The 12,750-nt window shown below is 65.4% G+C and carries 4 protein-coding genes; 3 read left to right on the plus strand and 1 reads right to left on the minus strand.

Going from position 1 to position 12,750, the window contains the following annotated elements; translation table 11 throughout:
- Positions 1-13: 13 nt before the first annotated feature.
- Positions 14-4,069, minus strand: coding sequence for an ATP-dependent RNA helicase HrpA (gene hrpA, locus IE071_RS14805; RefSeq protein ID WP_189442289.1), 4,056 nt, complete (start codon positions 4,067-4,069; stop codon positions 14-16).
- 351 nt (positions 4,070-4,420) lie between these two features.
- Between hrpA and IE071_RS14810 the strand changes: the two genes are divergently transcribed.
- From IE071_RS14810 to IE071_RS14820, 3 genes are all read left to right on the plus strand, one after another.
- Positions 4,421-7,024 carry a glycosyltransferase family 2 protein gene (locus tag IE071_RS14810; RefSeq protein ID WP_189442291.1) on the plus strand — a complete coding sequence of 868 codons (2,604 nt, stop codon included), beginning with the start codon at positions 4,421-4,423 and terminating at the stop codon, positions 7,022-7,024.
- A 142-nt stretch (positions 7,025-7,166) separates the two neighbouring features.
- Positions 7,167-8,942, plus strand: coding sequence for an autotransporter assembly complex protein TamA (locus tag IE071_RS14815; RefSeq protein WP_189442293.1), 1,776 nt, complete (start codon positions 7,167-7,169; stop codon positions 8,940-8,942).
- A 1-nt stretch (position 8,943) separates the two neighbouring features.
- Positions 8,944-12,747 (plus strand): translocation/assembly module TamB domain-containing protein, encoded by a 3,804-nt coding sequence (locus tag IE071_RS14820; protein WP_189442295.1) that lies wholly within the window; start codon positions 8,944-8,946, stop codon positions 12,745-12,747.
- Positions 12,748-12,750 lie beyond the last annotated feature (3 nt).

Consider the following 12,750-nt stretch of genomic DNA (forward strand, 5'->3'; position numbering starts at 1 on the left):
CGCAGACTTCCACTCAGCCCAGCGCCGCCAACGCCTTCACCAGCCGCTTCGCCGAGACCGGTTCGGCGGTCTTCAGTTCCTGCGCGAACAGCGACACGCGCCATTCCTCGATCAGCCAGCGCAGCTCGGACAAGTCCTTCGCATCGGCGCCGGCGGCGCGGTGCTGCAGGTATGCGCGCCAGTACGGCATCACCTGCAGCATGCGCTGCTGATCCTTCGCCGGATCCTGGCGCAGACGCTCGCCGCGCAGGCGCATCGCCTTGAGGTAACGCGGGTAATGCGCCAGCCGCGCCGCCGGCAGCTCGCGCAGGAAGCCTGGCGTCAGCAAGGCGTCGAACTGTTCGCGCAGGTCGTCATAGCTGGCGCGCGCGAAGCCCAGCAAGGGTGGCTGCAGCCACGGCTTCAGTTCAGCCTGCGCCTCGATGATCGGCTCGGCCAGCTTCAGCCGTTCGACGCCGGCACCGAACAGCTCGCGCGAAAACTGGGTGCGCAGCTTCTCGAACGCACCAGCCGTGCGCACATCCAGCTCATGCTGTTCGAGCAGATCGCCGAAGCCACCTTCGAGCAGGTCCTCGCGCAAGCCGTCAACGCCGCCCAGCGGCGCGTATTTCAACGCCAGTGCATTGCCGATCGGCAGGCGCCGACGCGCCTGTTTCGCATCGCTGGCCAGCGCGTTGCGCAGCAGCCGCACCACGCCCTGCCGGTGCGCCGCGCGCGCCTCGTCGCTGCGCTCGAACACGCGCAACGCCACCGTCTCGCCCAGATCGACCAGCGCCGGGAACGCCATCAGGCCGCCGTCGGAACGCACCTGCGCGGGAATCTCCTCGAAATCCCAGCTGGCGACGTTCTCGCGAGTCAGCTCGATGTCGGTCTTGCGCGAGAACGCTTCGCGCGCCTGACCCTCCCATTGCCCGCGCAGCGCGGCGAGGTCGCGGCCGCTGGACAGCGTTTTGCCGCCCTCGTCATGAAGCCGGTATCGCATACGAAAATGCGGCGGCAGCTCGACAGCGGAAAATTCCGCCGCGGCGATATCGGCACCGGTGGCGCGCTTGAGGAACGTCGCCAGAGTTTTCGCGAGTGGTTCGTCGCGCGGCGACTCGGCCTCAACGAACGCGCGTGCGAAATCCGGCGCCGGCACGAAGTTGCGCCGCAGCGCCTTGGGCAGACCACGGATCAGCTCGGCCACCTTTTCGCCCAGCAGGCCGGGCACCAGCCATTCGCAACGCGCGGGCGGCAGCGCGTTCAACATCGCCAGCGGCAGATGCAGAGTGACGCCATCCGCTTCGTCGCCCGGCATGAAACGGTATTCGAGCTTGTACCTTTGCGGCGGGATTTCGAGCGCAGCAGGAAACGCCTTCGCATCCAGTCCGGCACCACCGACCATCACATCGTCCAGCGACCAGCGCAACGCCGCCTGATCCGCCGGGCGCGCCTTGCGATACCACGCATCCAGTGCGCGGCTGCTGGCGATCTCTTCGGGCAGCTTGCCCTCGAAGAACGCAACCAGATCGTCTTCGTGACGGATCAGTCCTTCGCGACGCTGCTTCGCCTCGATGCCGAGCGCATCTTCCAGCACGCGTTGGTTCGCGCGCACGAAATCGGCTCTGCTGTCGATGTCGCCACGGACCAGTGCCTCGCGCAGGAAGATCGCGTGCGCCAGCGTCGGGTCCTGCTGCTGGAACGTCACCGGACGTTTCTCCACCAGCACCAGACCGAACAAGCTGACCTGCTCGTACGCCACCACGCAGCCGCGCTTCTTCGACCAATGGGCTTCGCGGCAACTCATGCGCAACAGATGCGCCGCCTGCTGCTCGATCCACTGCGGCTCGACTCGCGCATTCATCATGCCCCACACGCGACCGCCCACATCGAGAATCTGCGCGGAGAAGATCCAGTTCGGTGGCACCTTGGACAGTACCGAGCCGGGAAATACGTGGAACTTGCGCTCGCGCGTGCTCTGGTAGACGCCCTTCTCATCCTTGCGGCCGACCTGGGTCGGCAGGCCGGCCAGGAGGCTGCGGTGGACGGATTCGTACAGATGCTCGGCGGCATCGCCGTCCTGGCTCCCTCCCCTGCTCGCAGGGGAGGGTTGGGGAGGGGTTCGCTTTTGACTTTGCGCGACAGAGCGAAAAGCTTCACCCCCTCCCGACCTCCCCCTGCGCGCAGGGAGAGGAGCAGAGCCCGCATTCCGCGCTTCGTCTTGAGTGGAAGTCGATCCATCCAGCTTCCAGCCCAGCTCCTGCACCACCAGCAACAACTGCCGATGCAATTCGCGCCACTCGCGCATGCGCATGAAGCTGAGGAAATGCCGCGAACACCAGTCGCGCAGCTTCGACTGGGTCAGTTCCTCATGCGCGTCGTGATAGGCGCGCCACAGGTTCAGCACGCCGACGAAATCGGATTTCGGATCGGTGAACACCGCATGCGCGGCGTCGGCCTGCTGGCGTGCATCCGACGGGCGCTCGCGTGGATCCTGGATGCTGAGAAACGACACGATGGTGAGCAGTTCGCGCAACGAATGCAGTTTCTCGCCCTCGACCAGCATGCGCGCCAGCTGCACGTCGATCGGCAGCTTCGCCAGCGTGCGGCCGATCGCGGTGAGCTTGCGTGCATCGTCGATCGCCGAAATCTCGGCGAGCCGACGGTAGCCGTCGGCCACCACGCGCGGGTCCGGCGCCTCCAGGAACGGGAACGCCTCCACGTCGCCCAGCTGCAACGCCAGCATGCGCAGGATCACGTTGGCCAGCGACGAGCGCAACAATTCCGGATCGGTGAACGCGGCACGGCTGGCGAAGTCGGCTTCGTCGTAGAGGCGATAGCAGATACCGGGGCCGACACGCCCGCAACGGCCCTTGCGCTGGTCGGCGGCGGCCTGGGAAATCGGCTCCACATGCAACCGCTCGAGCTGGCTGCGCTGGCTGTAACGCTTCACCCGCGCCGTGCCAGTGTCGATCACGTAGCGGATGCGCGGCACGGTCAGCGACGTCTCGGCCACATTGGTCGCCAGCACCACGCGGCGCTTGATGCCGGGCTTGAACACGCGATCCTGGTCGCCGGCGGAGAGCCGCGCATACAGCGGCATGATCTCGGTCTCGCGATACTGCCGACGCGACAACAGCAGATGCGCGTCGCGAATCTCGCGCTCACCAGGCAGGAAGATCAGCACGTCGCCGCGCGGATCGTCATGGCTGATTTCATCGAGTACGGCCGCAATATGTTCGGCGCTGCCCTGCTGCATGTCCTTGCTGCGACCCTGCCGCGCGGCGATCTCGTCCAGCGATCGCCAGCGCAATTCGACCGGATACGCACGCCCCTCCACCTCGACCACCGGCGCGCCGTCGAAATGCTCGGCGAAGCGTGCAGTGTCGATCGTCGCCGAGGTGACGATGATCTTCAGTTCGGGCCGCTTCAGCGCCAGCTGCTTCAGATAGCCGAGCAGGAAGTCGATGTTGAGGCTGCGCTCGTGCGCCTCGTCGATGATGATGGTGTCGTACGCGCTCAGCCACGGATCGCCCTGCGTCTCGGCGAGCAGGATGCCGTCGGTCATGAACTTGATCAGGCTGCGCTCGGAGACCTGGTCGTTGAAGCGCACCTGGAAACCAACGATATCGCCGACCTGCGTACCCAGCTCCTCGGCCACGCGGCGGGCGACCGAGCGCGCCGCCAACCGGCGCGGCTGGGTGCACCCGATCATGCCGGCCTCGCCACGACCGGCGGCCAGGCACAACTTCGGCAACTGGGTGGTCTTGCCCGAACCGGTCTCGCCGGCGATCACCACCACCTGATGCTCGCGGATCAGCTTGATGATGTCCTCGCCGCGCGCGCTGATCGGCAGCGATTCGTCCAGGCTGATCGCCGGCTTCGCCGCGACACGGGCGCGCCGCTTCGCCGCCGAACGCTCGATATCCGCGATCAAGGCCGCCAGCTTGTTCTCGTCGGGCCGGCGCGACAGCGCACGCCAACGACCCAGCAAGCGACCGAAGTCGCGGCTGGAAACCGTATCCAGCTGTCTGCGCAGCTGGCGCAGACCGGGATCGGCGGCGGGTTCGGGAGTGCGGAGGTCGTTCATCGGACCGCACATGATAGCGGTTGGCGGGTTGCCAACTTGATAGCCTCCGGCGACGAAGGCACTCCCGACATGGTCACCGGCCAGTTGGATGCTGCTTGGCTGCTCATAAGTGTGCCGACAAACGGCTCGCGACCGCGAAAGCGGCTGGCGGGACGCCATATGGTGCCGCTTTTCATGTTCCATGCCCAAGTCGCGGCGGATGCGCACGGACAGTTCCGGAAGTCGAAATCTTCCATCAGGGCTGACCTTGCGCTGACCGCGGCGAACGATCCTTGTTGAGCCTACTGCCATGCATTGGTTAAGCTCCTCAGGCTTCACCGCCTGTTGCGCAGGCTTCCTCCGGGGATTTTTTTGAGCGCCACCGCAGCAAACCACAACAGTCGGTATCCGCTGCTCATTGCGATCATGCTTGCCTTGGTCGTGGCCGCGATGAATATCGGGCTGTGGTGGTGGGGCAACCTGCCGCATGGTCCGGACGACTGGCACGGCAAGATCGGCGGCTTCGCGTTCTCCCCGTTCCAGCGCTACCAGGACCCGCTCAAGCAGGACTACCCCAGCGACGACGAGATCGATCGCGACCTCAAGCTGGTCGCCAAGTATTCCGATCGCATCCGCACCTACTCGATGCAGGTCAATCCGCAGGCCTACCGGCTGGCCGAAAAGGACGGCCTGGACGTGATGGCCGGCGCCGAGATCGGCCGACGGATGGACAACAACGAGAAGGAGATCGACACGCTGATTGCGATGGCGCGTCATTTCCCCGGCTCGATCAAGCGGGTCATCGTGGGCAACGAGGTGCTGTTCCGCAACGACCTCACGCCCGAACAGATGATGGTCTACCTCGATCGCGTGCGTGCCGCCGTGCGCCAGCCGGTGTCGATCGCCGAACCGGAATACATCTGGCTGAAGTATCCCGAGCTGGCCGACCATGTCGACTTCATCACCATTCACATCTTCCCGTTCTGGAATGGCATACCGGTAGCCAACGGCAACGCACTTGATGCGGCACTGGGCTCGTACCAGACGTTGCAGCAGCGGTTTCCGTACAAGCACATCGTGGTCGGCGAGATCGGCTGGCCGTCCAACGGCGACCGTCACGAGCACGCCGATCCGTCGGTATCGAACGAGGCGATCTTCATCCGCGAGTGGCTGCTCGCGGCGAAGCAGCGCAACATCGACTACTACCTGATGGAAGCGTTCGACCAACCGTGGAAGGAGCAGCTGTCGGGCCGCACCGAAGCGTACTGGGGCATCTTCAACGCCGACCGCCAGCCGAAATTTCCGTTCACCGGCCCGGTGACCGAGGACACCGGCTGGCCGTGGAAGGCGATCGCGGCGAGCCTGCTGGCGCTGCTGCCAATGATTTTCTTCGCGCGCCGCTTCAGCCGCTTCAAGCTGATGGGGCGGCTGTTCTTCTGCATGCTGATCCAGCTCGCCTGCGGCCTGATCACCTGGTCGGCCACGCTGCCGTTCAACTTCTACCTGAGCTGGATCGACTGGACCATGCTGGTGCTGTTGTTCCCGGCCCAGATCGCGATCCTGGCGATCCTGCTGATCAACGGCTTCGAGTTCACCGAAGTGCTGTGGCGGCGCGAGTGGATCCGCCACGCCGGCATGCTGACGCCGGACCCGCCGGAGAAGCAGCCGTTCGTGTCGATCCATCTGGCCTGCTACAACGAGCCGCCGGAGATGGTGATCGTCACGCTCGATTCGCTGGCCGCGCTCGACTACGCCAACTTCGAAGTGCTGGTGATCGACAACAACACCAAGGACCCGGTGGTGTGGAAGCCGGTGCAGGAGTACTGCGAGAAACTCGGCAAGCGCTTCCGCTTCTTCCATCTGGAACCGTGGCCCGGCTACAAGGCCGGCGCGCTGAACTTTGGCCTGAAGGAAACCGACCCGCAGGCCGACGTGGTGGCGGTGATCGACGCCGACTACGAGGTACGCGCCGACTGGCTGGCCACGCTCACCGGTTACTTCCACGATCCCAAGGTCGCCGTGGTGCAGTGCCCGCAGGCGCACCGCGAGTTTGAGCACAACGTGTTCCGCCGGATGACCGCGTGGGAGTACGACGGCTTCTTCCGCATCGGCATGCACCATCGCAACGAGCGCAACGCGATCATCCAGCACGGCACCATGACGATGGTCCGGCGCAGCGCGCTGGAAGGCACCGGCGGCTGGTCCGAATGGACGATCTGCGAGGACGCCGAGCTGGGCCTGCGCCTGATGCACTCCGGCTACGAACTGGTCTATGTCGACGAGCTGATGGGCAAGGGCCTGACCCCGGCCGACTTCAAGGCGTACAAGAGCCAGCGCTATCGCTGGGCGTTCGGCGCGATGCAGATCCTCAAGGGTCGCTGGAGCTGGATGACCCAGAAGGGTCCGCTCAGTGCCGGCCAGCGCTTCCACTTCCTCACCGGCTGGTTCAGCTGGTTCGCCGATGCGCTGCACCTGATCTTCACCCTGATGGCGCTGTTCTGGACCGCCGGCATGGTGGCCTACCCGCAGTACTTCAGCCTGCCGATGCAGCTGTTCCTGATCCCGGTGATCGGCTTCTTCTTCGCCAAGGCGATCTTCGGCATCGTGCTGTATCGCGCCCGCGTGCCGTGCAGCTGGTATGACACGCTGATGGCGTCGCTGGCCAGCATGGGCCTGTCGCACGCGATCGCCCGCGGCATCCTGCATGGCCTGACCCGCGAGAAGACCTCGTTCGTGGTCACCGCCAAGAGCCGGCGCCTGGGTGGCAGCAACTTCGCCGCATTCGCACCGGTACGCGAGGAAGGCCTGATGGCGATCGCACTGGCGTTGTGCATCGTCGGCATGGCGCTGGGTTACGGCACGCGCTTCATCGAAGGCACGCTGTGGATGTTCATCCTCGCGGCGCAGTCGATTCCGTATGTCTCCGCGGTGATCGGCGCGTGGATCGCACACAAGGCGGGCGACAAGGCCGGCTGATGCGGCCTCGGCCGCATCGGCAAATCAGACACGCGGCTTTGCTCTGAAGCTGGAGGAAACGCCAGCGTTCATACCCAGCCAACAACGACTTGGGTAAGCTGCCCTCACTCGCGAAGACGCCATCGAGGACGGAACCCCACGCATGCGCCGAATCCCCCGACGCCTGAGCCTGCTGTTACTGCCGCTGGTGCTGTTGTCGACACGGGCCCATGCCGGCGTGCAGCTGACGGTGGATGGTGTGGCGGATCCGTTGAAAAGCGCAGTGATCTCCGGCGTCGAGCTTTCGCAATACGCCACGCGTGAGGTCAGCGATGCGCAGCTGCGCCGCCTGTACGAACGCGCGCCCGAACAGGTGAAATCCTCGCTGGAGCCCTACGGCTATTACGACGCCACCGTCACCGGCGACCTGCAGCAGGTTGGCAAGAACTGGCAGGTCACGCTGCATGTAAAACCCGGCGAACCGGTGAAGGTCACCGCCGTCGACGTGCAACTGGACAAGACGGCTGCCGATATCGCACCGATCCGGCGCGCGCAGCGCGCGCTTGAACGGATGAAGGGCAAGACGCTGGATCACGGCGCCTACGACGCTGCCCGCGACACGCTGAGCGCACAGCTCACCGCCAATGGTTTTCTCGATGCCCGGCTGCTCACCCATCGGGTCGAAGTGAACCGCGCCAACCACAGCGCCTCGATCAAACTGGCGTGGCAGGCCGGACCACGCTATCGCTACGGTCAGGTGCACTTCGAAGGATCGCAGTTCAACGACGGTTTCCTCGACCGCTATGTGCCGTTCAAGTCCGGCGACTATTTTTCGCAGGATCAGCTGCTTGGTCTGCAGCAAGCACTGAATGGCGCCGATTATTTCGCGGTGGTGAATGTGCTGCCCGATGTGGACGAGGCGAAGAACGGCGTCGTCGATGTCGACGTGCAGTTGGCGCCGGCCAAGCGCACGATCTACACCGGCGGCCCGTTCATCGGCACCGATACCGGCTTCGGCCTGCGCGGCGGCATGGAGCGGCGCTGGGTCAACCGGCGCGGGCACAAGTGGAAGAACGAACTGGTCGTGGCGGAGCGGCTGAAGACGCTGTCCACGCTGTACTCGATCCCGATGCCCGGCGACAACCAGCGCAGCTTCAACGTCGGCGCGAACTTCCGCGACGCGAATACCACCACGTCGCAATCGCGTACGCTCGAGTTGGTCGGCAACGAGACCCGGCTATGGCATGGCTGGACGCGCACGCTGGGTGTGCATGCGCTGGATGGCACCTTCACCGTTGGCAAGCACGGCAACGAGCCGGACAACACGCCGGGCATCGAGCACGGTCGCAGCACCGAGGTATTCGCCGAAGCTACGCTGTCGCGCAAGCAGGTCGATAATCCGACGTTCGCGCGCAGTGGCTGGTCGCTCACCCTGAGCGCGCGCAGCACCGCCGGTGCGCTGTTGTCCGATGCCAGCTTCAGCCAGCTCACCGCCGATGCGAAATGGATCCGCGCGTTCGGTGCGAAGAAGCGCAACCGGCTGATCCTGCGCGGCAGCGCCGGCTACACCTGGACCAACGACTTCACCGCGCTGCCGCCGCAGCTGCGCTTCTTCGCTGGTGGCGACCGCTCGGTGCGTGGCTACGGCTACCAGTCGATCGGCCCACGCAACAGCGACGACCGCGTGATCGGCGGCACCAGCCTGCTGGTCGCCAGCACCGAGGTCGAGCATTACTTCACGCGCAACTGGGGCATGGCCGCGTTCGTCGATACCGGCAATGCGTTCAGTGGCACCGATTATCGCCCCAAGATCGGCGCCGGCCTGGGCGTTCGCTGGCTGTCACCGGTCGGCATGATCCGCGTCGACCTCGGCACGCCGATCCACGACTCACGCAACCATGGCATCGAATTGCACCTGGTGATCGGGCCGGATTTCTGAGATGACCACGACGACCGCCATCGTTGCCGTTCCCCGTCGCCGTCGCTGGTTGCGACGACTGGGCATCGCGTTGCTGCTGATCCTGCTGCTGTTCGCCGTCGCCGCTGGCTGGTTGCTCGGCACCGGCTCGGGCCTGCGCTTTGCGCTGGCGCGGATGCAGGCGGCCACCGATGGCGCGCTGCGCGTGCAGCATGCGCAGGGACGCTTGATCGGGCCACTGGATCTGGCCGGCGTGCGTTACGACGATGGCAAGGGCACCGTGGTGAATGTGGCGAAGGCGCATCTGGACCTGCGCCTCTGGCCGCTGCTGGCCAAACGCGTGCACGTACTCGTGCTGGATGTCGATGACGTCGACGTGGCGTTGCCCAAGCCAGCGCCGGAGCAGACTTCCAGCTCCAGTAGTTTCTCGCTGCAGCCGCCGATCGAGTTGATCCTCGATCGCGTCCACGTCGGCACGGTGAAGGTGACACAGGACGGCCAACTACTGTTTGCCTCCGACAATCTCGACCTGGCCGGCAGCTGGACTCATAACGGCATCGAATTCAGCCGGCTCGCCCTGCAGGCACCGGACGGTCACGTCGATCTCGTCGGCACGCTGGCGATCGGCAAGGGTTACCAGGGCGACAGCAAGGCCAGCTTCGCGTGGAAGGTCGACGATACCGACTACGCCGGCAACCTCGTCGCGCACAGCGACAGCAGACAGGCGCATCTCGAGCTCACGCTCAGCGCGCCGACCGTCGCGCAGCTGCAACTGGATCTGAGCCAGGGCGGCGACTACGCCTGGACCGGCAAGCTCGATGTGCCACGTTTCGACCCGAAGCCGCTGCTCGGCGCCAGCTCGCTGAAGGCGCTGGCGATTGCCGTGCAGGGTCATGGCGACCGTTACGGCGGCACGCTCGATGGCCGGCTCGACCTCAACGACTACCAGCTGTTGTTGCAGCCGTTGCGCGCGCAGTTCAGCCACGACTTCAGCACGCTGACCTTGCAGCAGCTCAATCTCGGCTCGCCGCAGATCAAGGGCAGTGTCGCCGCCAGCGGCGTGGTGCAGCTCGATGCGAAACCGCTCAGCGCCCAGCTCGACATCCAGTGGAACGATCTGCTGCTGCCGCAGGAACTGGTCGGCCAGGTGCTGGCCAGCCATGGCGTGCTCAAGGCCAGCGGCACGGCCGACAAGTATCACGCCGAGGGTGATGTCGAGATCGGACCACCCGGCAAGCTGGCAAAGCTGGCGCTGAACCTCGACGGCACCGCGCAGCTGATCACCTTGCACACGCTGGCATTGAAACAGCCGCAAGGCGTCGTGCAGGCGAACGGCACGCTGACCCTGCAACCCGCTTTCGCATGGCAGGCCGAGGCCAGCGCCGACCGCTTCGATCCCGGCCAGCTGTTTGCCGGCTGGAACGGCGCGCTGGATTTCGACATCGCCAGCCACGGCACACTGCCGAAGGATGGCCCCGACGCCACATTGGAAATCCGCAAGCTGGCCGGCAAGCTGCGCGATCGCTCGATCGGCGGCAACGGCAAGCTGCACCTGTCATCGAACGAGGTGATCGACGGTCAGCTCGAACTCGCCTCGGGCAGCAGCACGGTGAAACTGGATGCCAGGCCCGGCACCGAGAACAACGCGGAACTGCAACTGGCGGTCGCCTCGCTCGGCGACTGGCTGCCGAATGCCAGCGGCCATCTGGATGGCCATTTCACTATCCGAGGCAGGCAGCCGAGGCTCAGCATCAATGGCCAGCTGCATGGCCAGTCGCTGGCGTGGCAGCAACAGAAGGTGGACACCCTGCAGCTGATCGTCGGCCTGCCTGACATCAGTCGCCTCGCCGGCAAGCTGGATCTGCAGACCAGCAACGTGCACTTGCAGGGGCTGACGTTCCAGCACTTCAACCTGCTTGCCGAAGGCAGCGAGGGCGATCATAGGTTGAGTGTGGACGCGCGTGGCACCCAGCTCTCCGGCAAGCTGGCCCTGCACGGTGCGCTGAAGGGTTCGGCATGGAACGGCACGCTCGCCACGCTCGATCTGGAGCCGCAGGGCATGCCCGGCTGGCGCCTGCAGCAGCCATCGCAGCTGAGCTACCACGACGGCGCGATGAGCCTGTCCGAACTGTGCCTGAGCGCCGGCGATCCGCAGCTGTGCGTGGCGGCGAAACAGGACAAGCCCGGCAATCTCGACGCCAGCTACCGGCTGCATGCGTTGCCGCTGGCGCTGCTGCTGAACGCAGCCGGCGATGCCGACTTGCCGATGCGCGCCGACGGCATCCTGGAAGGCAACGGAAAAATTCGCCGCAACGCTGCCGGCGCGCTCAGCGGCAATGCCTCGATCAGCTCGGCACAAGGCAGCATCACCTACATCGATCGCGCGGATGCGCCGCTGCTTCGCTACGACCAGCTGCGCCTGAATGCCGAGCTCTCCCCCGCCAGCCAGCGCATCGACGTGCACAGTGGGCTCGATGATGGCGGCCGTCTGGATGGCCAGATCACCATCAGTGGCGCGCAGCAGACACTGGGCGGCCAGCTCGACCTGCGCCTGAACAACCTCGCCTTCATCGAGCTGTTCAGCAGTGAGGTGGCCAACATCAAGGGTGGTGCCGACGGCAACTTCCGCTTCGCCGGCACGCTGAAGCAGCCGGCGATCACCGGCCAGGCCAACGTCCGCGAGTTCGCTGCCGAAGTGCCTTCGGCCGGACTCAAACTGACCCAGGGCCGCCTCAGCGTTAGCACCATCGACGCGCGCCAGTTCCTCGTCAACGGCAGCGTGCAGTCAGGCAAGGGCACACTCGCGATCAATGGCACCGCCAGCCTCGGCACAGACAGTACCGGCCAGGGCAGCCAAACCGCCATCACACTCAAGGGCAGCCAGTTCACCGCTGCCGATATTCCGGCCGCGAAAGTGGTGATCTCGCCTGACCTGACCTTGAAACAGGACGCCAAGGGCATCGACATCGGCGGCGGCCTCACCATCGACAGTGCCGACGTGAACACCGAAAAATTGCCGGGCGCCGGCGCCACCAAGGCTTCGCCCGACGTGGTCGTGATCGACCAGAAACAGCAGGAGCAAGCCGCCAGCAAGCTGCCGATCAGCGCGCTGGTGAAGGTTGATCTTGGCCGCAAGACGCATGTCGTCGGCATGGGCCTGGATGGCCGCGTGACTGGCCTGCTGACGGTCAGCGAACGCCCCGGCCGCGCCACCACCGGCCAGGGCCAGCTTGCGGTGGATGGCACTTATCGCGCGTACGGCCAGAACCTGCAGATCCAGCGCGGCCAGCTGCTGTTCGCCAGCACGCCGATCGACAACCCGGGGCTGAACATCCGCGCGGTGCGCAAGCTCAATCCGAACGCCACCATCGACGAAGGCCAGGAAGTCGGCTTACTGGTTTCCGGCACCGCGCAGCGGCCGATCCTCACCGTGTTCTCCAACCCGGTGATGGAACAGTCCGATGCGTTGTCCTACCTGATCACCGGCAAGCCACTGTCCGAGGTGAAAGGCGGCGAAGGCAGCATGGTCAGCGCCGCCGCGCAGGCGCTCGGTTCGGCCGGCGGCGACCTGCTGGCCAAGCGCATCGGCTCGAAGCTCGGCGTCGACGACATCGGCGTGTCCAGCAACGAGGCGCTCGGCGGCAGCTCGGCGTTCACCGTCGGCAAGTACCTGTCGCCGCGACTCTATCTCAGTTACGGCGTCGGCCTGTTCGAGCCGGGCGAAGTGATCACCCTGCGTTACCGTTTCGGCAAGCGCTGGAATTTCGAGGCGCAGCAGGCCACCGACTTCAGTCGCGCCAGTCTCAACTACCGCTTCGAGAAGTAGAGC

This window comes from Rhodanobacter panaciterrae (assembly GCF_014651895.1).
GTDB classification, from domain to species: Bacteria; Pseudomonadota; Gammaproteobacteria; order Xanthomonadales; family Rhodanobacteraceae; genus Rhodanobacter; species Rhodanobacter panaciterrae.